Here is a 19,846-nt window from a genome sequence, read left to right as displayed (position 1 = left end):
AGCCCGTGCGTCATGGATTGGTGCAGATGTGTCGCACACCCTTGCCGCGCCTTCCCAACCTCTCGTATCTTGGGGCGCAACAGACACCAGATGTCGCAACCCCACGGATTCGAAAGGCCACGCCCCATGCCGCTGACCCCCGACCAGAAAGCCGAAATCGAAGCCGCCCGGCAAACCCCGCGCCCCACCCTGCGCGCCGTTTCCGAGGGGATGGAGGCCCATCTCTACCGCGCGCATGAGGTGTTGGACCACGGGTTCATCCGCGTCATCGACTATATGGGCGACGATTCGGCCATCGTTCAGGCCGCCCGCGTCAGCTATGGCGCCGGCACCAAACATGTGCAGAACGACGATGGCCTGATCCGCTATCTGATGCGCCACTGGCACTCGACCCCGTTCGAGATGTGCGAGATCAAGCTGCACGTCAAACTGCCGGTTTTTGTTGCCCGCCAGTGGATTCGCCACCGCACCGCCAATGTCAACGAATACTCGGCCCGCTATTCGATCCTGGATCGCGAATTCTACATCCCCCAGCCCGAACATCTGGCCGCCCAGTCGGTGGTGAACAATCAGGGCCGGGGCGAGGTGCTGACGGGCGCGGAATCCGCCCGCGTGCTGGAAATCCTGAAACGCGACGCCGCCCAATGCTATGACGACTATGAGGCGATGCTCAGCCAAGAGGGCCAGCAGGGCCTTGCCCGCGAACTGGCGCGGATGAACCTGCCGATGAACATCTACACCCAATGGTATTGGAAGGTGGACCTGCACAACCTCTTCCACTTCCTGCGCCTGCGCGCCGATGCCCACGCCCAATACGAAATCCGCGTCTATGCCGAGGCGATTGCGGCCACCGTCCGCGACTGGGTGCCGCTGGCCTATGCCGCGTTTGAGGACTACCGCATGGGGGGCGTGACCCTTTCGGCCAAAGCGATTGCCGTTTTGAAGCGGAGGTTGAAAGGTGAGGTCGTGACGCAGGAAACCTCGGGCATGAGCAAGGGGGAATGGCGGGAGTTTTGTGAGGTGTGGGGGTAGGGAGTACTAGCCAAGATTAGCAACAGCCGTCTCTCTTGACTAGAGCGTAGAGTGAATAGAGTATGAACATATGAAGAACACGGGCGATTCATGAAAAGGGGGTATGACGTTCGTTCGGTTGCGAACATTGTTTTGCTGCGTGCTAGAGAACTGGGTTTGGGGGTGACCAACTTGCATCTCAACAAATCCTTGTTTTTCATACACGTTGACTACCTGCGGGACTTCGACAAGCCATTAGTCTCTGCCAAGATTGAGGCTTGGGAATACGGCCCAGTATTTCGCGAGGTCTATAATCAATTCAAGCGCTACAAAAAGGAACCAATTGGCGGACTTGCAAAACGGGTTAGTTATGCCACCGGTGAATTAGTAGATGCGCATGATCCAATACCTGAAGACACTGTTCGATACGTACGAGAGCTAGCAGACCTATATCTTAACGTTCCTGCGGGTTTGCTTGTTGAACTATCCCACGCGACGGGAGGCGCTTGGGATAGAGTGTGGTCAAAAGGCGTAGAAATAAACGCCGGGATGGAGATCACAGAAGCGATTATTAGAGAATGTGAACTTCCAATCGGAAAAAGGATCAAGATCCAATGACTGACTTCAATAAGATCAACAGGCCTCCCGCCGCAGAGCATTGGTCACGAATGCAGCACCCGGAAGTGAACCGAACGGCGAAACGTCTTATCGCGTTTTTGCGAGGGTCGGTAACTTGGAACTACCAAGCTACGAGAAATGCTGCACGATATTACATAGAAGATGCAATTGATCGCGAAACGGCGCAAAAAACTGTTGCCATGAAGGGCAACCCGGCTGGACGTCCTCACAATAGAGACGCGGTTGATGCTTTCTTCGATTACGTGGAAAACTTCCCAATACGCGGAGTTCCGGCATTTACAAGCCTCGTGGAGTGGTTTCCAATTGGGCCCGATGCCAAACCTTTGCCTATTAGACCTCTGTCAGTTACTCGGGAAGGCGGGCTTTTTGTCCCGAACTTCTTAAACCCATGGAGCGAGATAGCTTTCGACTCTTACCAAGCCTCACTTTACATGACCATCTTGGAACGCTCCGTATTTCGTTTGACTGACTTCGAAGATTCGCCCGGTAGAATAATTTTCCTCCCGAAATGGCAGATTGGTCCACGAGAATGGAAGCGAAAAGCAGTCATCTGGACGCGAGGGCAATTCCCTTTGCTGTCAGATAGGGAGCTAAACGACCAAATTCGGATATTCATCGAGAGTAAAGAAATCGCTTCAAAATGGTTCCGCGAACACTTCGACTCTAAGAAGAAGCAATAGGTTTGTTTAGGTCCGGCTTCACCCAGTCTTTCTCCCACTGTCAGATTTGCCCAAAGCAAATCTGACCGCGCCCGAACCGCCCCACCGGGGCGGGCGCGACGATGGTCGCACCCTCAGGGCCCCGGCGGCTCGGTCGCGGTCAGCTTTGCACCCCATAGGCGGGTGGCGGCATGGGTGGAGGCAAGGGAAGGGGTCTGCTGCATTGGCGGCCCGGCCCGCGCAGGTGTGCGCGGGCGTTCGAACCTAAAAACGGTCCACTGGACCGTTGTTACCCCGGCTGGGCAGGGGTCGGTTCTCACCCCTCCGCCTGTGCATCCAATACAGCCCCGGTGCCAGCACATGGTCATAGACCGCGCCCGCCACATGGCGCAGGCCCCACAGGCCGGTCACCCAAGCCAGCCAGCGAAAGCCCGGCATCTCGGCCCACAGCGCGCGAAAGGCGGGCAGGCCGGACAGGATCACGCCGCCCTTGCGGACATGCAGCCGCCGTGCCGCCTGATCGCGGCTGATGCCCCAGCGTTCGGCCTCGTCCAAAGTGTCAAACCGCAACGGCAGGCCGTCGCGCAGCGCCCTGCGGCGATAGCTGTCGATTTCCACCCGGCAAACCGGGCAATCGGCGTTGTAAAGAACTTCGGTCGGTGTTTTCATGCGCCTCAAGATGGTGCGGCCCATCCCGCTGGCAAGCCCCCCCACGCGACCACATGGCGCCGCCCGGCCAAGGAACTGGCCCGCGGAACCGGCTTGACTTGGCGCCGCTTTCCCCCGATAAGCCCGCATCCCGGCACAGGTGCGAATCTTTGCCGGGTTCGTGTTTTGCAATGATGTCCCCGAAAGGGGCGCGCTGCCCGAAGGCGGGGAAACCCCGAAACGCCTGTGCAAACAGGGGCCGCAGGGCGCGGAGATGGAAAAGGAAAGACCCATGTTTGCGGTCCTCAAGACCGGCGGCAAGCAATACAAGGTGCAGGCGGGTGACGTTCTGCGCGTTGAAAAGCTGGCGGCCAATGCTGGTGACAAGATCCAGTTCAACGAAATTCTGATGGTCGGCGGCGAGTCTGTGACCGTTGGCGCACCTTTGGTTTCGGGCGCGGCCGTGCAGGCCGAAGTCATCGACCAGATCAAGGGCGAAAAGACCATTCACTTCGTCAAGCGTCGCCGCAAGCACAGCTCGCAGCGCACCAAAGGCCACCGTCAGCAACTGACGCTGGTTCGCGTGACCGAAGTTCTGGCTTCGGGCGCTGAGAAGTCGGGCGTGATGGCGGCAACCGGCACTGCCGATGCGCGTCTGGCCGCCCATGAGGCCCCCGGCGCTGCGGCTGCCCCGGCGAAACCGAAGCGCGCCAAAAAAGCCGCTGCTGAAGCATAAGGAGTAACACCCCATGGCACATAAAAAGGCAGGCGGCTCCTCCCGCAACGGTCGCGACTCTGCGGGTCGTCGTCTTGGCGTCAAGCTCTATGGCGGCCAGGCCGTCCTTCCGGGCAACATCATCGTCCGTCAGCGCGGCACCACCTGGTTCCCGGGTGAAGGCGTTGGCATGGGCCGCGATCACACCATTTTCGCGGTGACCGAGGGCAAGGTGTCGTTCAAGAAAGGCCTGAAAGGCCGCACCTTTATTTCGGTTCTCCCGGTGGCGGAGGCTGCCGAGTAAGCCGAACCTTTACAATTGGCTTGTAAACGGGGGATCGGCTGAAAAGCCGGTCCCTTTGCTTATTTCCACTGCCGGTCACACGGATGGTCACCTGAAATCACGCTTCTGCCGCAATGTCTTGGCAGAGGGGGAGGGGGTTCCCATCTGACACAGGCAGGACATTGGGTATTTGACGTGTCGGGCCAGCATGGCCCTTCATGCGCTTCGTAGGAGGGAAGCCATGACCGTTGACATGATTGCAGCCGCTGCGATGGATGGCCAGATTCCGGCCGGACGCTTTGTGCTGCGGCAGGTGCGCAAATCTGATGCGGGCCTGTTTGCGCTTTACGCCGGCGACCGCCGGGTTGCCGAGGCGACCCGTTCAATCCCCCACCCCTTGCCCCCCGGCGCGGCCGAGGCTTTTGTGACCCGCGCGACGACCCCGGGCGGGGATGAGGATATCTGGGTGATGGATGGCACCGCCTCGGGCTTGCCCGAAGTGCTGGGGGTGATCAGCCTGAAGCGCATGGATGTGGCAAAGTATAACCGTGACCAATCGGAAATCGGGTATTGGGTGGCGCCGGCCTTCTGGAATCTTGGCATTGCCTCTGATGCGGTGCGCGCCCTGATCGGGGCCAATCCGCAAAAGAACAAAACCGTGTTTGCCGAGGTGTTTCAGGACAATCCGGGTTCGGCCCGCGTGTTGACCAATGCGGGGTTCCAGTATCTGGGCGATGCCGAGACCTATTCGGTGGCGCGGGGGGCGCGGGTGCCAACCTGGACCTATATCTGCAAATTGCCGTGATGGCGGGGCTGCGCGCGTGCAGCCCCTGAGAAAACATGGGGCGACCGCCGTGGGTGGTCGCCTTTGCCTATGGCCCCTGCTTGAGGTCTGGCCCCCGTTCCTGTATCGCCAAAGCCGATCCCAACCGAAAGCCGCTTGCCATGAAGTTCCTTGACCTGACCAAAGTCTATATCCGCTCGGGCGGCGGCGGGGCGGGCTGTGCGTCGTTTCGGCGTGAGAAATTCATCGAATTCGGCGGCCCCGATGGCGGTGACGGAGGCAACGGCGGCTCGGTCTATGCCGAGGCGGTCGAGGGGCTGAACACGCTGATCGACTTTCGCTATCAGCAACACTTCTTTGCGAAATCCGGCCAGCCCGGCATGGGCAACCAGAAAACCGGCCGGTCTGGCGAAGATATCGTGCTGCGCGTTCCCGTGGGCACCGAGATCATCGACGAAGATGAAGAAACGGTGATCGCCGATCTGACAGAAGTGGGCCAGCGGGTGCTGCTGGCACAAGGCGGTAATGGCGGTTGGGGCAACCTGCGCTTCAAAAGCTCGACCAACCGGGCACCGGCCCGCGCCAATCCGGGGCAGGACGGGGTTGAACGCACCATCTGGCTGCGGTTGAAACTGATCGCTGATGCGGGTCTGGTGGGCTTGCCGAATGCGGGCAAATCGACCTTTCTGGCGGCAGTGTCAAACGCCCGCCCCAAAATCGCGGATTACCCGTTTACCACGCTGATCCCCAACCTTGGGGTGGTGGGCGTGGATGGGCGCGAATTCGTGATGGCCGATATTCCGGGCCTGATCGAGGGCGCCAGCGAAGGCCGGGGTCTGGGCACGCAGTTTCTGGCCCATGTCGAACGCTGCAAGGTGCTTTTGCATCTGGTGGATGGAACATCTTCGACGATCACCAAGGATTACCGCACCATCGTGGCCGAGCTTGAGGCCTATGACGAGGAACTGGGCGACAAGCCACGCATTCTGGCGCTGAACAAGACCGATGCGATGGATGCCAAACAGATCAGCGACCGCCGCCGCGCGCTGGAAAAGGCCAGTGGCGGGCCGGTGCATGTGATTTCGGGCGTGTCGGGCAAGGGCCTGCAAGATGTGTTGCGCGCTGTTTATGGCGTGATCCAGGACCAGGAACCCAAAGAGGAGACCGGACCGTGGCAGCCCTGATGCCGCTGGTGGCACCCGATCTGCGGGCGGCCAAGCGTTTGGTGATCAAGATCGGTTCGGCCCTGTTGGTTGATCGTACGACGGGGTTGAAACAGGCATGGCTGGCGGCGCTTGCGCTGGATGTGGTTGAGGCCAAGCGGCGGGGCAGTGATGTGGTGCTGGTCTCGTCCGGCTCGATCGCTTTGGGCCGCAAGGTGCTGGGCCTGCCCGATGGCGCCCTGACGCTGGAGCAATCGCAGGCCGCCGCCGCCGTGGGGCAGATCCGCCTTGCCCGCGCCTATGAGGAAGTTCTGGCCCCGCATGGCATCACCACTGCCCAGGTGCTGGTGACGCTGGAAGATACCGAAGACCGCCGCCGCTATCTGAACAGCCGCGCCACGATGGAAACCCTGCTGGGGCTGGGTGTGGTGCCGATTGTGAATGAAAACGATACGGTGGCCACGGATGAGATCCGCTTTGGCGACAACGATCGTTTGGCCGCGCAGATTGCGGTGACGGTGGGGGCCGATCAACTGGTTCTGTTGTCGGATGTCGATGGCTTTTATTCGGCCAATCCCAAGGAAGACCCGACGGCGCAGCGTTTTGATCTGGTGGACAAGATCACCCCCGAGATCGAGGCGATGGCGGGTGATCCGATTTCGGGCCTGTCGAAGGGCGGGATGAAGACCAAGCTGTTGGCCGCCAAGACCGCTGTGGCTGGGGGTTGCGCCATGGCGATCATGGAGGGCAGTGTGGCGCAGCCGCTGACGGCGCTGTTGGCGGGGGCGAACCGCACATGGTTTGTGGCGCAGGCCGATCCGCAACTGGCGCGCAAACGCTGGATCAACGCGATGAAGCCCAAGGGCGAACTGGTGCTGGATGCCGGGGCCGTGGTGGCGCTGAATGCGGGCAAAAGCCTGCTGCCCGCTGGCGTCACGCGGGTGCAGGGCCAGTTTGGCCGGGGTGAGCCGGTGGCGATCCTGTCACCGCAGGGCGTGGTGCTGGGCAAGGGTCTGGTGCGCTACACCTCGGAGGAGGCGCGGGCAATCGCCGGGCACCGGTCGAGTGATATTGAGGGTATTCTGGGGTATCAGGGCCGCGCGGCGCTGGTGCATCGGGATGATATGGTGATCTGACCGGTGATGGCCGGGGGCGCTGCCTCTGGCCCGCGGGATCAGGTTTGAGCAAATAAAGGGGCAATGGCATGGACGGGTCATTCACCGACATGATGGCACAGATCGGGGCCAAGGCGCGGGCAGCGGCGGCCGAACTGGCCTTTGCATCGGCCGAGCGCAAGCATGCCGCCCTGATCGGGGCCGCCGAGGCGGTTTGGCAGCGCCGGCACGCGATCATCGATGCCAACAGCCTTGATCTGGCCTATGGTCAGGAAAAGGGCCTGTCACCCGCCATGATTGATCGTTTGCGGCTGGATGAGGGGCGCATCCGGGCCATTGTCGATGGCCTGCGCGCGGTGGCCGAGCAAGCCGACCCGGTGGGCCGCATTCTGGCCGAATGGGATCGCCCCACGGGCCTGCATATCCAGCGCGTGGCCACACCTTTGGGCGTGGTCGGCGTGATCTATGAATCGCGCCCCAATGTCACCGCAGATGCGGGGGCTTTGTGCCTGAAGGCGGGCAATGCCGTCATCTTGCGCGGTGGCAGCGAGAGTTTTCATTCCTCGACCGCGATTCACGAGTGCATGGTGGCGGGCCTGCGCAGCGCCGGTCTGCCAGAGGCGGCGATCCAGCTGATCCCAACGCGTGACCGCGAGATGGTGGCCGAAATGCTGCGGGCCACGGCCTATATTGACGTGATCGTGCCGCGCGGCGGCAAAGGGCTGGTGGGCCTTGTGCAGCGCGAGGCGCGGGTGCCGGTCTTTGCCCATCTGGAAGGCATCTGTCATGTCTATGCCGATGGTCAGGCCGATCTGGACAAGGCCCGCCGCGTTGTCTTGAACGCCAAGACCCGCCGCACCGGCATTTGTGGCGCGGCCGAATGTCTGTTGATCGACCGCCAGTTTTATGCCCGCCATGGGGCCATACTGATCGAAGATCTGGTGAAAGCGGGGGTCGAGGTGCGCACCGAAGGCGCCTTGCGAGAGGTGCCCGGCACCGTGCAGGCTGCGCCCGACGATTTTGGCCGCGAGTTTCTGGATATGATCATTGCGGCCAAGCTGGTGGACGGCGTCGATGGTGCGATCGAGCATATCCGCCGCTATGGCTCGGGCCATACGGAAAGCATTCTGACGGAAGATGACGCCACGGCTGCCCGGTTTTTCCAGCGGTTGGATAGCGCCATCCTGATGCGCAACGCCTCGACCCAGTTTGCCGATGGCGGTGAATTTGGCATGGGGGCCGAGATTGGCATCGCCACCGGCAAGCTGCATGCGCGCGGGCCGGTTGGGGCCGAGCAATTGACCAGCTTCAAATATCTGGTCACCGGCGACGGCACTTGCCGCGCCTAAGGCGCTTTGTCAGAACGATAGCCGGATTTCGGGGTCGCGAATATCCACCGTCAGGCGGCGGTGCTGGCGGCTCAATTCCTCACGCAGCAGGGCGAAATGCACGTTTGACGGTGTCAGCTCCAGCCGAAGGGCCGGGTTTGACAGCATTTCCCACAACTCGGGGTCGATCTTTTGGCGCGGGCCGGCCGCCAGCAAAGACCAGCGGGCGTCACCGCGTTCCATCTCGACCAGTCCACCATGGGGCAGGGCGGTTTCGAAACACATCAGCATCAGGAAGGCCAGCTTCGCCTCGCGCCGGGGAAAGGCATTGGGGGCCTGAAACTGCACCTTAAGCCGCCCGCCCCGCGTCAGATCTGACAAAATCGCGCTGCATTCGGCGCGGGACACCTGCTGATCCATCGCCCCCGCCGCGCCAAAGGCCACCCGAAAGAACCGCACCCGCGCATTGGCATTGGCCACGCTGTCAGAAATCAGCGCCATTTCAGGGCGGTTGCTGTTGCCATCCATCATCAACAACTCAACACCATTGCCGATGGCGCCAATCGGGCTGATAAGGTCATGGCAGATACGAGAGCCGAGCAGGGCAGTCAGATCGGGTTTGTCGGTCATCGGCCACCTGAAGATGGGAAAAAGATCATGATGAATGCGCTTTTGGAGCCGGGAATGCTGGTCCGCCACCCGGCACAGCCGGACTGGGGGCTGGGGCAGGTGCAATCAAACATCGGCGGGCGCATCACGGTGAATTTTGAACATGTGGGCAAGGTTGTCATTGATGCCCGTCATATCGAACTGGTTCCGGTTTTTGGCGCATAGGGGTATTTGGGCAAGGCAATTGCAGTGTGGCAAGGCGGTTTCGCCCAAGGCAGATTGTGCCGGGGCTGTGTCACTTTTATGCCGACAACTGTTAATCGGGTGTTAACCGAGATACGGCCCAGACTGGCAAAGGCCTCGGGCTTTGGGCAAGGACTGTCTGAGCGGCAAGATGTCAGGGAGATGGGAAAACCGGGGGATGGCAGCGCAAGACGGATATCTTGTCAGGCTGGCGCAAGACGAGGCTGACCATGCCGCGGCTTTGCGGCTGCGCTATCAGGTTTTTGTTCAGGAATTGGGGGCAAATGGCCCGCTGGTGGACCATGCCGCCCAGATCGAACGGGACGAATTCGACCCCCATTTCGATCATATGGTGCTGATCGACCGGGCGCGTGACCCCAAGGCACTGGATCATGTTGTGGGCGTGTATCGTCTGCTGCCCTGTGATCGGATGCATCAGGCCGGGCGGTTTTACTCGGAAACCGAATTCGATCTGTCGGTGCTCAAGGCTTCGGGGCGGCGGTTGCTGGAACTGGGGCGGTCTTGTGTGCATCGCGATCATCGCGGTGGCACGGGCATGTTCTTGCTGTGGAATGCCCTTGCGGCCTATGTGCTAGAGCGTGAGATCGAAGTGCTGTTCGGGGCGGCCAGTCTGCATGGCACCGATGTGGGGGCGCTGAAAGTGCCGCTCTCGTATCTTTATCACCATCACCTGGCCCCCGAGGCTTTGCGCGTGCGGGCCATTGGCGCCGGGGCCGTGGGGATGGATCTGTTGCCCGATGGGCAGGTTGACCGTCGGACGGCGGCGGCCCAGATACCGGCGCTGATCAAGGCCTATCTGCGCCTTGGCGGGTTTGTCGGGGATGGGGCGTTCCTGGATCGCGCCTTCAACACCACGGATGTCTGTCTGGTGATGGACACCGCGAGGATGAGTGCCAAGCACCGCGATTTCTACACGAAACGGCGGGGCTGATCATGCGCGACTGGAAAGCGGATGAGATGGCCTTTCCCGCGATCGGGCCCATGGGCTGGCTGCGTGTCTTGTGGCGGGGCGGGCTGCTGGGGGCGGTGACCTATGGGTGCCTTGCCCTGATGCTGCTGCTGCGGCTGATCGAGGCGCCGCTGTTCGGCTTGCGCAGGCCCTGGACGCCGCATCTGACCCAGTTCGTGTGTCGGTCGGCTTTTCGTATTCTGGGGCTGCCCCTGATTGTTCGGGGGCAGCCGATGCGCCGGGATGGGGCGATGGTGGCCAATCATGCCTCGTGGCTGGATATCTTTGCGCTGAATGCCTGCGCGCAGGTGTTTTTCGTGGCCAAGGCCGAGGTCGAGGGCTGGGCGGGCATTGGCTGGCTGGCGCGGGCGACGGGGACGCTGTTCATTGCCCGCAAGGGCAGCGAGGCGAAGAAGCATCTGGCGCTGTTCGAAGATCGGTTGCGGGCGGGGCATCGGTTGCTGTTCTTTCCCGAGGGCACCTCGACCGACAGCCGGCGGGTGCTGCCGTTCAAGACCACGTTGTTTGAGGCCTTTTATACCCATGGGCTGGATCGGCTGATGCATATCCAGCCGGTCACAGTGATCTATCATCCGCCAGAGGGGGCGGATGGGCGCTTTTATGGGTGGTGGGGAGAGATGGGTTTTGCGCCGCATCTTTTGATGGTGCTGGCCGCGCCGCGGCAGGGGCGGGTTGAGGTGGTCTTTCATCCCGAAGTGCCGGTCGATGCTTTTGAAAACCGCAAGGTTCTGGCCGGCTATTGTGAACGGGTGGTGCGGGCCAGTCTGCCGTTTGCGGAATGAAAGGGCTGTCTCTGGCAGAGACAGGTTCGGGTGTAGGTTGAATCAAAGGGTTAGTTGCGGAAATTCATGAGGTGTTAAGGTTTTGAGGGTGCCTGCCGGAGATGGCATGCGCGGTAGGGCGGGCTGAAGCCCGACCTGCGTTTTGGGTTGGGGTAACGGGGCATTCAGGTGAGGGCAGCACCGGTCGGGGCGGGGCCCCGACCGGTGCTGCCGGGTCTTGACCTGCGCTTTGCGGCTATCCCAAGGGGGCGATCAGGGTTTTCAGGGTTTGGACCGGGTCGGGGGTGCCCCAGATTTCGGGGCCAAAGGCGAAGTGGTCGGAGACGGGGCCGAATTTCTCGACCAGATCGCGGGTCAGCGCGCCTTCGGCGACGACGGGAACCTCGATCACCTCGGACCACCATTGAAACAGGTCGAAATCGACCTGCTGGCCATCGCCCAGATCACTGGGCCCGATCGGGCCAAAGGCGATGTAATCGGCCCCGGCCTCGCCCGCGGCCATGCCTTCGTGGCGGGTGACGCCGCAATAGGCACCGATGATCGCATCGGCCCCAAGGTCTTTGCGGGCCTTGCGCACCGATTTGGCACCATCGGGCAGGTGCACGCCATCAAGCCCCAGGCGTTCGACCAGCAAAAGATGGCTGTCGATGACCACCGCCACATCGCGGGCATGGGCCACTTCGCGCATCGCATCGGCAGCGCGGATCAGTTCCATTTCATCGCGGGTGGCGAGCGTGATGCGCAGGCAGGCGATATCAACCGCGTCCATCACCGCCGCAAGCTGGGCGGGAAAGGTTTCAAGGTCAAAGCTGGGGGGCGTGATCAGGTTGATCTGCGGGCGTTCTTCGCTGGCCATGGCATCCTCTTTGGCGGTATTGGCCCCTGTAGCAGCCTTTTTCGGCCTTGGCTATGTCGGGCTGCGGGCCGGCGGGGGCGATGGTGCGGGGCTTGCGCTCTTCTTGCCCTGCGGGCCAAGGCAGCGTATCAGCCGCCCCGACCTTGAGGCGTGACCTGTGGGAGATGACGATGATCGAGCCTGCCTTCATCCTTGTGCGCCCGCAGATGGGCGAGAATATCGGTGCCGCCGCGCGGGCGATGCTGAATTTCGGCCTGACGCGGATGCGGATTGTGGCGCCGCGCGATGGCTGGCCCAACCCCAAGGCGGTGGCGATGGCCAGTGGCGCGGGGCGGCTGCTGGATGCGGCGGGCCTTTTCGACGATGTCGCCGGATCGGTGGCCGATTGCGATTATGTCTTTGCGACAACGGCGCGCGGGCGTGAACTGGTCAAGCCGGTGGTGACGCCCGAGCGCGCGATGGAGATGACACGGGCCATGGCCGCCGAGGGCAAGAAGGTGGCCATCCTGTTCGGCCCCGAGCGGGCGGGGCTGGAAAATGAGGATGTGGCCCATGCCAATGCGATTGTCACGGTGCCGGTGAACCCGGATTTTCCCAGCCTGAATCTTGGGCAATGTGCGTTGTTGATGGGCTATGAGTGGCGGCGACAGACCGAGGTGATCGTGCCCGAGGTGATGGGGTTGGCGCGGACGGAATTCGCCCGCAAGGTGGATGTGGAAAAGCTGGCCGATCACTTTGAAGAGAGGCTGGACGCGGCGGGGTTCTTTTTCCCCGAGGACAAGGCCGCCAATATGAAGCTGAACCTGCGCAACATGTGGGCGCGGCTGAACCTGACGCGGGCCGAAGTGCAGACCTTTCACGGGATGCTGCGCCAGATCGCGTGGAAGCTGAAGCGTCAGGATGGCGGCGAAGGCTGAGGCTTGGGTTGGGGCCTCGTGTTTGGGCTTGGGGCAAGCTGCCGCGCCCCCTTGAAGCGCGGGGGGCAGGGGCCTAGTGTTCGCCCCGGTATCAGACGAGGCAGGCATGGCCGGGAAACGCAGCATTTTTGAAGAGGTGGGGTCGCCCGCCAAACCGCAGGACATCAAACCCGCCGGGGGGCTGATCGACAGCCGCCCCAAGGGCGCGCGGCGGGGCGTTCGGGCCTGGCTGATGGTGATCTTTGCGCTGGTGATGCTGATGATCGCCGTGGGCGGTTTGACGCGCTTGACCGACAGTGGCCTGTCGATCACCGAATGGCGCCCGGTGACCGGGGCGCTGCCGCCGATGAATGAGGCAGCCTGGGCGTCGGAATTCGACAAATACCGCGCGATCCCCGAGTATCAGTTGCAAAACAAGGGGATGAGCCTGGAGGAGTTCAAGTTCATCTATTGGTGGGAATGGGGCCATCGGCAGTTGGGCCGGGTGATTGGTCTGGTCTGGGCCGTTGGGTTCTTTGGCTTTCTGGCGGCGCGGCAGATCCCTCCGGGCTGGACGGGGCGGCTGCTGGGGCTGGGGGCCTTGGGCGGATTGCAGGGGGCCATCGGCTGGTGGATGGTGTCGTCGGGTCTGGATGGGACGATGCTGGATGTGGCGTCCTATCGCTTGGCGACGCATCTGGGGCTGGCCTTTATCATTCTGGGCCTGATTGCGTGGTATGTGTTCTTGCTGGGCCGGACGGATGCGGCGCTGATGCAGGCGCGACGCGGGCGTGAGGGAAAGCTGTTTTCGATGTCGACTGGGCTGATGCATTTTGCGTTCTTGCAGATCTTGCTGGGGGCCTTGGTGGCGGGGATCGATGCGGGCCGCGCCTTTCCGACATGGCCGGATATGAATGGCCAGTTCTTCCCGGCGGATGCGTTTTATGTGCCCGATGGCAATGGGGGGGCCTTGCCGATCTGGCATGCATTCTTTGAAAACCCCGGTCTGGTGCAGTTCATGCATCGCATGGCGGGGTATGGCCTGTTCGTCTTTGGGGTGGTGGTCTGGCTGCGGGCGCGCAAATCGGCGCATGGCACCACGCGCTTTGCCTTTGACATGGTGATGCTGATGATGGTGGCCCAGGTTGGGCTGGGCATCATGGCGGCGGTGACGGCGGCGCAGATGCATGTGGCGATCACCCATCAGATCGGGGCTGTGGTGCTGTGGGTGTTGATCATCCGCGGGCGGCATCTGGCCCAATACCCGGTGGCCGGGTCTATTCGCAAAGGGACTGCATGATGCTGACGAATTCCGCCTATGCCGAGTTGATGGCCCATCAGCGCGAAACCGAGGCTTTGGGGCAGGTGGCTGGCCGGCTGGGCTGGGATCAGGAGACGATGATGCCGCGCGGGTCGGGCGATCAGCGCGCCGAGGAGATGAGCGCGATGGAAGGCGTGCTGCATGCGCGGCGCACGGACCCGCGGATTGCCGACTGGCTGGTGCGGGCCGAGCAAGAGGGCGTGGGCGCTGTCGATCCGGTGGCGGCGGCGCAGTTGCGCCATATCCGCCGCAGCTATGACCGGATGACGCGGGTGCCGGGGCGGTTGGCACAGGAATTGGCGCGGGTGACCAGCAAGGGGCAGGGCGTCTGGGCCGCGGCGCGGGCGGCGGATGACATCCCGGCCTTTTTGCCGGTTCTGTCCGAGGTGATCCGGCTGCGGCAGGAAGAGGCCGATTGTCTGGCGGCTGGGCGCACGCGCTATGACGCGCTGATGGATGATTATGAGCCGGGGGCGACGGCCGAAACGATTGGCGCGATGTTTGATCGGATGCGCCCGCGTCTGGTGGCGCTGCGTGAGCGGGTGCTGGGGTCGGGCAAAGTGGTGCCCAAGCTGGAGGGCAACTTTCCCGAAGCGGCGCAGATGGCTCTGACGCGCAAGCTGGCCGATGCCTTTGGCTATGATTGGAACCGGGGGCGGATCGACCTTGCGGTGCATCCGTTCAGTTCGGGCAGTGGCGATGACAGCCGCATCACCACGCGGGTGGTCGAAAGCGATCCGTTCAACTGCTTTTACTCGACGATCCACGAGGTCGGTCACAGCTGCTATGAGCTGGGGATTGATCCGGCCTATCGGCTGACGCCTTTGGGGGCGGGTGTGTCGATGGGGGTGCATGAAAGCCAGAGCCGCATCTATGAAAACCAGTTGGGCCGCAGCCGGGCCTTTACGGGGTGGTTGCACGGGCAAATGCAGCACGCCTTTGGGCCGCTGAACGTGACCGACCCGGCGGCGTTCTATGCCACGGTCAACCGGGTGCAGCCCGGCTATATCCGCACCGAGGCCGATGAGGTGCATTACAATCTGCATATCATGATGCGGTTCGATCTGGAGCGGGCGCTGATTGCGGGTGATCTGCTGCCGGGCGATCTGGAGGCCGCGTGGAATGATCGGTTCAAGGCCGATTTCGGCGTGGCGGTGGATCGGCCGCGCCATGGCATGTTGCAGGATGTGCATTGGTCTTGTGGCCTGTTCGGCTATTTCCCGACCTACACCTTGGGCAATGTCTATGCGGGCTGTCTGAACGTGGCCTTGCGGCAGGCGGTGCCGGATGTAGAGGCCCATCTGGCACAGGGGGATGCGCGGCCGGCGACGGCGTGGCTGCACCAGAACCTGCAAACCCATGGTGGCCTGTATGAGCCGCGCGAGGTAGTGGCGCGGGCCTGCGGGTTTGAGCCAAGCGAGGGGCCGCTTCTGGATTACCTCGATGCCAAGTTCGGGGAAATTTATGGGGTCTGAGACTGCGCCGCCTTCGGGCGGCGTTTCCATGTCGGCGCGCGATGGCCGGGCGGTTTGGGCTTTGGCCTTGGGCCAGACGCTGGGCTATGCCTGTTTCTTTTACATCTTTGCCGCGCTGGTGCTGGACTGGCAGCGCGATCTGGGCTGGGGCGAGGGCGTTATCGCGGCAGGCCCGCTGGTTGCCATCCTGTGCACGGCGGGCCTGTCGCCCTGGGTGGGCCGCTGGGTGGACCGGGGCTTTGCGCTGCGCGTGATGGTGGGCGGCATGTGCCTGGGGGCGGCGGCCTTGGCGCTGTTGGCGCTGGCGCCCAATCCGTGGCTGTTCTTGCTGGCCTTTGCCGGGTTGGGGGTTGCTGCTGCAACCACCTTGTATGAGGTGTGCTTTGCGCTGCTGATCCGCCGGTTTGGGGACCGGGCGCGGCAGGCGATCACCAAGGTGACGCTGGTGGCCGGATTGGCCTCGACCCTTGCCTTTCCGGCGGGGGCGTGGCTGGCCGGGGCCTTTGGCTGGCGGGTTGCGGTCTGGGTGGCCTGCGGCGTGGTGCTGACGGTGATGCTGCCCGTGCAGCTTTGGGGGGCATGGGTGTTGGGCGGTGGCCGTGTGCGGGGCCGGATGCCGCTGGTGCAGGCTGCGCGCTGGGGCGAATTGCTGGCCAAACCGGGGGCATGGCGGCTGATGGCGTTGTTCGCGCTGATCAGTCTGGATCACTGGATGGTCGTCAATCTGTTGCGGCCCTTGCTGGATCGGCTGGGCATGGAGGATCGCATGGCGATTCTGGCCGGTGCGCTGATCGGCCCTGCACAGGTGGCGGGGCGTATTCTGCTGCTGACTGGCGGGGGACAACGGCTTGGCACGGTGGCCACTGCGCGGATTGTGGCCGGGGCGCTGATCTTGGCGGCGGCGATGTTGGTGCTGGCCGAGGTTGGCGTGGGCGCGGCCTTTGTCTTTGCGGTGGTGCAGGGGGGCGCGATGGGGGTGATGACGATCCTGCGGCCTGTGCTGATTGCCGAGATCAACGGCCCGACGGATTATGCCGCGGCGGCAGCGGTGATTTCGCTGCCGGGGGTGATCGTCACGGCGCTGTCGTCGATGATCGGCACCGGGCTGATGGCCGTGGGTGGGCCTGCGCTTTTGATTGCTGTGGCCGTTCTTCTGGCGGTGGCGGCCTTTGTGCTGACGCTGGGGATCAAGGTGGCGGCATAACGGGGGGCCAAGGGTCGGTCAGGCCCAGTCCGGTTTGCGTTTTTCCAGAAATGCGCAAATGCCTTCGTTCGTGTCGGGATAGAGCATGTTTTCCACCATGACGGTGCCGGTCAGTGCATAGGCGGCGGCAAGGGGCAGGCCAAGCTGGTCATAAAAGGCGCGTTTGCCGATTTTGACAGCCGCGCCCAGTTTGCTGGCGATGGTTTCTGCCAATTTGTGCGTGGCGGCGGGCAGGTCTTCGGCCGAGGCAAGGCGATTGATCAAGCCGACTTCGGCCGCGCGTTGGCCGGTGATGAATTCGCCGGTGGTCAGCATTTCAAAGGCCACGCCGGGGGGCACCTTGCGTGTCAGTGCTACCATGGGGGTAGAGCAAAACAGACCGATATTTACCCCGTTTACGCCAAAGTGGGTGTCGGCAGTGGACACAGCCAGATCGCAGGATGCGACAAGCTGGCAGCCCGCCGCGGTGGCGATGCCATGCACCTGTGCGATCACCGGTTGGGGCAGGGCGGGGATCTTTTGCATCATGGTGGCGCAGCGGTCGAACAGATCCTTGAAGGCGGCGGCCCCGCCATCGGGGGCCTGACGGGCGGCCTGCATTTCGCGCAGGTCGTGGCCCGCACAAAAGGCCCGGCCTGCGCCGCGCAGGATCACCACCTTGATGGCCGGATCTGTCGCCAGGGCATCAAGGCTTTGCGACAGTGCCGCGATCATCGCATCGGATAAGGCGTTCAGCTTGGTGGGGTCGTTCAGCGTCAGCGTGGCGATGGGGCCTGCGTCTTCGCGGATCAGGATCGTGTCGGTCATTGCATCCTCCGGCGGTTTTCGGTCAGCTTAGGCTGGGACGTGGGGCGGAGGAAAGACGTGACGTTGAAGATGGATGCGGGCCAGTTGCAGGCCTTTCTGGCCAGTGACTTCGGGCAGGTGGCCGATGATTTCGTGGTAGAGCGTGCGGATTTGGACGGTGTGCGTGTGCGCCTGCGCGTGGCCGAGCGGCATTTGCGCCCCGGTGGCACGGTTTCGGGGCCGTCGATGTTCGCGCTGGCGGATGTGGGGTTGTATCTGGCGATCCTGTCACGGATCGGGCCGGTGGCGCTGGCTGTGACCACGAATTGCGCGATTGATTTCATGCGCAAGCCCGAAGCGGGCCGTGATCTGGTGGGCGAGGCCCGGCTGTTGAAGCTGGGCAAGCGGCTGGCGGTGGGGGATGTGGTCTTGTTTTCCGAAGGCGTGGCCGAGCCGGTGGCGCGGGCGGGCCTGACCTATGCGATTCCGCCGGGCCGGGGCTGACATGCAAAAGGCCCTGCTGGGATGGCAGGGCCTTTGTGCAGAACCTTGGGGCTGCGGTTACTTTTTCTTGGTGAAGCGGCCCTCGATGCTGGCCCCGCTTTCGATGACCAGTGCGGTATAGGCCACATCTGCCGCGACCTGTGCCGAGGCGCGCAGGGTAAAGGTGCCCGCTTCGACCTGGCCGTCCATCTTGCCCTTGATTTCGACCGTGTCTGCCTGGACCGAGCCATTCATGCGGCCATCGGTGGTGATGGCAAGGCTGCGGGCGGAAATGTTGCCATCCACCTCGCCTGCCATCTCGATATCGCCCGAGGACGATACCTCGCCCGAGATTTTGAGATCAGCCGCGAAGACGGATTTGGTGTTCGAGGCGCGGGGCGTCGGCGCCGAGGTCGGGTCTGCGGTCTTGTTGAACATGGTCATTCCGTTGGATTGGGTTTGCCCGATAAGGGCTGATGGCTGGGCCGGGGTCAAGACCTGCCCCCCGGTCGATGTCGGATTCGGGCAGGGAATGGCGTGTGCAGGGTCGGTGACAGGGCAGACGGCGCTGTGGCGCTGGCTTTTGATGGCGGCAAAGGGGGCCCCGTGATGACTGTCGATCCGTTCTTTACCCCGGTGTCGGGATTTGATCTGCCGCGATTCGCGGGCATTCCCACCTTTATGCGGCTGCCGCATGTACCACCGGGGCATGCGCGATTTGGCGAGGTGCAGGTGGGGCTGATCGGTGCGCCTTGGGATGGGGGCACGACAAACCGCCCCGGCCCGCGCCATGGGCCACGCGCCCTGCGTGATGCCAGCACGATGATGCGGGCGCAAAACGGTGTCACCGGGATACGCCCCTTTGAGGCGATGGCCTGCGCCGATCTGGGCGATGTGCCGCCCAACCCGGCGGATCTGATGGATGGGCTGGCGCGGATGGAGACGTTCTATGCGCAGGTGCGGTCGGCGGGGATCCGGCCTCTGACCGCGGGGGGCGATCATCTGTGCAGCCTGCCCATCTTGCGCGCCCTTGCCAAGGACCGGCCCGTGGGGATGATCCATTTCGACAGCCATACCGATCTGTTCCACAGCTATTTCGGCGGGGCGATGTATACCCATGGCACCCCCTTTCGCCGCGCAGTGGAAGAGGGGCTCTTGGACCCGCATCGGGTGACGATGATCGGCATCCGCGGCACGACCTATGATGATGAGGACCGCGACTTTGCCAAAGCGGTGGGGATAAGGGTGATCCCGATCGAGGAATTTCATGAGAGGGGCGTCAAGGATGTGATGCTTGAGGCGCGGATGCGGGCCGGGGCGGGCGAGACCTATATCTCTTATGACATCGATTTCGTCGATCCGGCCTTTGCGCCGGGCACAGGCACGCCCGAAGTGGGGGGCCCCAACAGCTGGCAGGCGCTGCAGGTGGTGCAGGCACTGAAAGGGGTGCAGATCGTCGGGGCCGATCTGGTGGAAGTGTCGCCCCCCTTTGATCTGGGCGGGGTCACGGCCGTTCTGGGGGCGTCGATCCTGTTTGAGCTGCTGTGCGTGATGGCCGAGTCGCCCCAGCGGGGGGTGAATTAGGCGCGAGTCGCCCGTTTTGCGGCCCGATTCCGGGGGCAGAATGTGGAATCAGCGGGCTGGAACGGGGCGCGGCCTGCCGTTCGGGCCAGCGCCCCTGCCTTATCCACAGGCAATTCACCCAATAAACATTGGCTTTATGAAAAAAATGCGACGTGAGGTGTTTTTTTCTCTTGCGGGTTTTTGTGGTGGGACGTAAACACCGCCTCACCGAAGCGGACGGGCTGACGGAAGTTGGACTGGACGGTGAGGCGGCGGCGGGATTGGTTGGATC

24 protein-coding genes are annotated in these 19,846 nt (G+C 62.8%); 19 read left to right on the top strand and 5 right to left on the bottom strand.

The genetic code is table 11. The annotated features are described in order from the left end of the window. Positions 1-126: 126 nt before the first annotated feature. From thyX to V3C85_RS14990, 3 genes are all read left to right on the top strand, one after another. Entirely contained in the window at positions 127-1,032 is a 906-nt protein-coding gene (gene thyX / locus V3C85_RS15000) for an FAD-dependent thymidylate synthase (protein WP_331796078.1), read from the top strand. A 90-nt stretch (positions 1,033-1,122) separates the two neighbouring features. Continuing rightward, positions 1,123-1,629, top strand: a complete 507-nt coding sequence (locus tag V3C85_RS14995; protein WP_331796077.1) for a Panacea domain-containing protein — start codon at positions 1,123-1,125, stop codon at positions 1,627-1,629. After that, the gene (locus tag V3C85_RS14990; RefSeq protein WP_331796076.1) at positions 1,626-2,330 is read left to right on the top strand and encodes a hypothetical protein; all 705 of its coding nucleotides are present in this window, start codon (positions 1,626-1,628) and stop codon (positions 2,328-2,330) included. Before V3C85_RS14995 ends, V3C85_RS14990 begins: the two co-directional genes overlap by 4 nt. A 243-nt stretch (positions 2,331-2,573) precedes the next feature. Here V3C85_RS14990 and V3C85_RS14985 read toward each other — a convergent pair whose 3' ends face one another. Continuing rightward, positions 2,574-2,978, bottom strand: coding sequence for a thiol-disulfide oxidoreductase DCC family protein (locus V3C85_RS14985; RefSeq protein WP_331796075.1), 405 nt, complete (start codon positions 2,976-2,978; stop codon positions 2,574-2,576). Positions 2,979-3,249: 271 nt separating this feature from the next. Between V3C85_RS14985 and rplU the strand changes: the two genes are divergently transcribed. The 6 genes from rplU (at position 3,250) to V3C85_RS14955 (ending at position 8,366) form a co-directional block, all read left to right on the top strand. Then, the gene (gene rplU / locus V3C85_RS14980) at positions 3,250-3,693 is read left to right on the top strand and encodes a 50S ribosomal protein L21 (protein WP_331796073.1); all 444 of its coding nucleotides are present in this window, start codon (positions 3,250-3,252) and stop codon (positions 3,691-3,693) included. Positions 3,694-3,706: 13 nt separating this feature from the next. Next, complete coding sequence (gene rpmA / locus V3C85_RS14975; RefSeq protein ID WP_331796072.1) at positions 3,707-3,976, top strand: 50S ribosomal protein L27; 270 nt, start codon at positions 3,707-3,709, stop codon at positions 3,974-3,976. 220 nt (positions 3,977-4,196) lie between these two features. Continuing rightward, on the top strand, positions 4,197-4,760 hold the full coding sequence (locus V3C85_RS14970; protein ID WP_331796071.1) for a GNAT family N-acetyltransferase: 564 nt from the start codon (positions 4,197-4,199) through the stop codon (positions 4,758-4,760). 140 nt (positions 4,761-4,900) lie between these two features. Then, positions 4,901-5,923 carry a GTPase ObgE gene (gene obgE, locus V3C85_RS14965; protein WP_331796069.1) on the top strand — a complete coding sequence of 341 codons (1,023 nt, stop codon included), beginning with the start codon at positions 4,901-4,903 and terminating at the stop codon, positions 5,921-5,923. Next, positions 5,923-7,038 carry a glutamate 5-kinase gene (proB, locus tag V3C85_RS14960; RefSeq protein WP_331796804.1) on the top strand — a complete coding sequence of 372 codons (1,116 nt, stop codon included), beginning with the start codon at positions 5,923-5,925 and terminating at the stop codon, positions 7,036-7,038. Before obgE ends, proB begins: the two co-directional genes overlap by 1 nt. Before the next feature lie 68 nt (positions 7,039-7,106). Then, positions 7,107-8,366 (top strand): glutamate-5-semialdehyde dehydrogenase, encoded by a 1,260-nt coding sequence (locus tag V3C85_RS14955; protein ID WP_331796068.1) that lies wholly within the window; start codon positions 7,107-7,109, stop codon positions 8,364-8,366. A 9-nt stretch (positions 8,367-8,375) separates the two neighbouring features. On the opposite strand, the gene V3C85_RS14950 is transcribed toward V3C85_RS14955, so the two are convergent. After that, complete coding sequence (locus V3C85_RS14950; RefSeq protein WP_331796066.1) at positions 8,376-8,975, bottom strand: histidine phosphotransferase family protein; 600 nt, start codon at positions 8,973-8,975, stop codon at positions 8,376-8,378. Positions 8,976-9,005: 30 nt separating this feature from the next. Here V3C85_RS14950 and V3C85_RS14945 point away from each other — a divergent pair, with 30 nt between their 5' ends. The 3 genes from V3C85_RS14945 (at position 9,006) to V3C85_RS14935 (ending at position 10,970) form a co-directional block, all read left to right on the top strand. Further along, complete coding sequence (locus tag V3C85_RS14945; RefSeq protein WP_331796803.1) at positions 9,006-9,179, top strand: DUF3553 domain-containing protein; 174 nt, start codon at positions 9,006-9,008, stop codon at positions 9,177-9,179. A gap of 196 nt (positions 9,180-9,375) precedes the next feature. Next, positions 9,376-10,149: a GNAT family N-acetyltransferase gene (locus tag V3C85_RS14940; protein ID WP_331796064.1), complete on the top strand. Its 774-nt coding sequence runs from the start codon at positions 9,376-9,378 to the stop codon at positions 10,147-10,149. 2 nt (positions 10,150-10,151) lie between these two features. Further along, complete coding sequence (locus V3C85_RS14935; RefSeq protein WP_331796062.1) at positions 10,152-10,970, top strand: lysophospholipid acyltransferase family protein; 819 nt, start codon at positions 10,152-10,154, stop codon at positions 10,968-10,970. A gap of 235 nt (positions 10,971-11,205) precedes the next feature. Here the strand turns inward: V3C85_RS14935 and V3C85_RS14930 are convergent, their stop codons facing one another. After that, positions 11,206-11,826 carry a thiamine phosphate synthase gene (locus V3C85_RS14930; RefSeq protein WP_331796061.1) on the bottom strand — a complete coding sequence of 207 codons (621 nt, stop codon included), beginning with the start codon at positions 11,824-11,826 and terminating at the stop codon, positions 11,206-11,208. A gap of 19 nt (positions 11,827-11,845) precedes the next feature. Here V3C85_RS14930 and V3C85_RS14925 point away from each other — a divergent pair, with 19 nt between their 5' ends. The 5 genes from V3C85_RS14925 (at position 11,846) to V3C85_RS14905 (ending at position 16,722) form a co-directional block, all read left to right on the top strand. Then, positions 11,846-11,980 (top strand): hypothetical protein, encoded by a 135-nt coding sequence (locus V3C85_RS14925; RefSeq protein ID WP_331796060.1) that lies wholly within the window; start codon positions 11,846-11,848, stop codon positions 11,978-11,980. A gap of 16 nt (positions 11,981-11,996) precedes the next feature. Then, complete coding sequence (locus tag V3C85_RS14920; RefSeq protein WP_331796059.1) at positions 11,997-12,743, top strand: RNA methyltransferase; 747 nt, start codon at positions 11,997-11,999, stop codon at positions 12,741-12,743. Positions 12,744-12,849: 106 nt separating this feature from the next. Beyond that, positions 12,850-14,022, top strand: coding sequence for a heme A synthase (gene ctaA / locus V3C85_RS14915; protein WP_331796058.1), 1,173 nt, complete (start codon positions 12,850-12,852; stop codon positions 14,020-14,022). Further along, a complete protein-coding gene (locus V3C85_RS14910) occupies positions 14,022-15,518 on the top strand; it encodes a carboxypeptidase M32 (protein WP_331796057.1) in 1,497 nt (498 codons plus the stop codon). The genes ctaA and V3C85_RS14910 overlap by 1 nt, the downstream gene beginning before the upstream one ends. Beyond that, positions 15,508-16,722: an MFS transporter gene (locus V3C85_RS14905; RefSeq protein ID WP_331796056.1), complete on the top strand. Its 1,215-nt coding sequence runs from the start codon at positions 15,508-15,510 to the stop codon at positions 16,720-16,722. Before V3C85_RS14910 ends, V3C85_RS14905 begins: the two co-directional genes overlap by 11 nt. Before the next feature lie 18 nt (positions 16,723-16,740). On the opposite strand, the gene V3C85_RS14900 is transcribed toward V3C85_RS14905, so the two are convergent. Then, positions 16,741-17,529, bottom strand: a complete 789-nt coding sequence (locus V3C85_RS14900; RefSeq protein WP_331796054.1) for an enoyl-CoA hydratase — start codon at positions 17,527-17,529, stop codon at positions 16,741-16,743. Positions 17,530-17,586: 57 nt separating this feature from the next. Here V3C85_RS14900 and V3C85_RS14895 point away from each other — a divergent pair, with 57 nt between their 5' ends. Further along, positions 17,587-18,012 carry a PaaI family thioesterase gene (locus V3C85_RS14895; protein ID WP_331796052.1) on the top strand — a complete coding sequence of 142 codons (426 nt, stop codon included), beginning with the start codon at positions 17,587-17,589 and terminating at the stop codon, positions 18,010-18,012. A 57-nt stretch (positions 18,013-18,069) separates the two neighbouring features. On the opposite strand, the gene V3C85_RS14890 is transcribed toward V3C85_RS14895, so the two are convergent. Then, entirely contained in the window at positions 18,070-18,429 is a 360-nt protein-coding gene (locus V3C85_RS14890) for a bactofilin family protein (protein ID WP_331796050.1), read from the bottom strand. A 171-nt stretch (positions 18,430-18,600) separates the two neighbouring features. Between V3C85_RS14890 and V3C85_RS14885 the strand changes: the two genes are divergently transcribed. Continuing rightward, positions 18,601-19,575 carry an agmatinase gene (locus V3C85_RS14885; RefSeq protein WP_331796048.1) on the top strand — a complete coding sequence of 325 codons (975 nt, stop codon included), beginning with the start codon at positions 18,601-18,603 and terminating at the stop codon, positions 19,573-19,575. Positions 19,576-19,846 lie beyond the last annotated feature (271 nt).

It is taken from the genome of Pseudotabrizicola sp. L79 (genome assembly GCF_036553525.1).
Classification (GTDB): domain Bacteria; phylum Pseudomonadota; class Alphaproteobacteria; order Rhodobacterales; family Rhodobacteraceae; genus Pseudotabrizicola.
The sequence above is the reverse complement of the archived record's forward strand: the minus strand, read 5'-3'. Positions and strand labels throughout refer to the sequence as shown.

Excerpts from the sequence above, each read along its gene's own strand:
- thyX (WP_331796078.1), top strand. The coding sequence starts at position 127 with ATGCCGCTGACCCCCGACCAGAAAGCCGAAATCGAAGCCGCCCGGCAA.
- V3C85_RS14995 (WP_331796077.1), top strand. The coding sequence starts at position 1,123 with ATGAAAAGGGGGTATGACGTTCGTTCGGTTGCGAACATTGTTTTGCTG.
- V3C85_RS14990 (WP_331796076.1), top strand. The coding sequence starts at position 1,626 with ATGACTGACTTCAATAAGATCAACAGGCCTCCCGCCGCAGAGCATTGG.
- V3C85_RS14985 (WP_331796075.1), bottom strand. The coding sequence starts at position 2,978 with ATGAAAACACCGACCGAAGTTCTTTACAACGCCGATTGCCCGGTTTGC.
- rplU (WP_331796073.1), top strand. The coding sequence starts at position 3,250 with ATGTTTGCGGTCCTCAAGACCGGCGGCAAGCAATACAAGGTGCAGGCG.
- rpmA (WP_331796072.1), top strand. The coding sequence starts at position 3,707 with ATGGCACATAAAAAGGCAGGCGGCTCCTCCCGCAACGGTCGCGACTCT.
- V3C85_RS14970 (WP_331796071.1), top strand. The coding sequence starts at position 4,197 with ATGACCGTTGACATGATTGCAGCCGCTGCGATGGATGGCCAGATTCCG.
- obgE (WP_331796069.1), top strand. The coding sequence starts at position 4,901 with ATGAAGTTCCTTGACCTGACCAAAGTCTATATCCGCTCGGGCGGCGGC.
- proB (WP_331796804.1), top strand. The coding sequence starts at position 5,923 with ATGCCGCTGGTGGCACCCGATCTGCGGGCGGCCAAGCGTTTGGTGATC.
- V3C85_RS14955 (WP_331796068.1), top strand. The coding sequence starts at position 7,107 with ATGGACGGGTCATTCACCGACATGATGGCACAGATCGGGGCCAAGGCG.
- V3C85_RS14950 (WP_331796066.1), bottom strand. The coding sequence starts at position 8,975 with ATGACCGACAAACCCGATCTGACTGCCCTGCTCGGCTCTCGTATCTGC.
- V3C85_RS14945 (WP_331796803.1), top strand. The coding sequence starts at position 9,006 with ATGAATGCGCTTTTGGAGCCGGGAATGCTGGTCCGCCACCCGGCACAG.
- V3C85_RS14940 (WP_331796064.1), top strand. The coding sequence starts at position 9,376 with ATGGCAGCGCAAGACGGATATCTTGTCAGGCTGGCGCAAGACGAGGCT.
- V3C85_RS14935 (WP_331796062.1), top strand. The coding sequence starts at position 10,152 with ATGCGCGACTGGAAAGCGGATGAGATGGCCTTTCCCGCGATCGGGCCC.
- V3C85_RS14930 (WP_331796061.1), bottom strand. The coding sequence starts at position 11,826 with ATGGCCAGCGAAGAACGCCCGCAGATCAACCTGATCACGCCCCCCAGC.
- V3C85_RS14920 (WP_331796059.1), top strand. The coding sequence starts at position 11,997 with ATGATCGAGCCTGCCTTCATCCTTGTGCGCCCGCAGATGGGCGAGAAT.
- ctaA (WP_331796058.1), top strand. The coding sequence starts at position 12,850 with ATGGCCGGGAAACGCAGCATTTTTGAAGAGGTGGGGTCGCCCGCCAAA.
- V3C85_RS14910 (WP_331796057.1), top strand. The coding sequence starts at position 14,022 with ATGCTGACGAATTCCGCCTATGCCGAGTTGATGGCCCATCAGCGCGAA.
- V3C85_RS14905 (WP_331796056.1), top strand. The coding sequence starts at position 15,508 with ATGGGGTCTGAGACTGCGCCGCCTTCGGGCGGCGTTTCCATGTCGGCG.
- V3C85_RS14900 (WP_331796054.1), bottom strand. The coding sequence starts at position 17,529 with ATGACCGACACGATCCTGATCCGCGAAGACGCAGGCCCCATCGCCACG.
- V3C85_RS14890 (WP_331796050.1), bottom strand. The coding sequence starts at position 18,429 with ATGTTCAACAAGACCGCAGACCCGACCTCGGCGCCGACGCCCCGCGCC.
- V3C85_RS14885 (WP_331796048.1), top strand. The coding sequence starts at position 18,601 with ATGACTGTCGATCCGTTCTTTACCCCGGTGTCGGGATTTGATCTGCCG.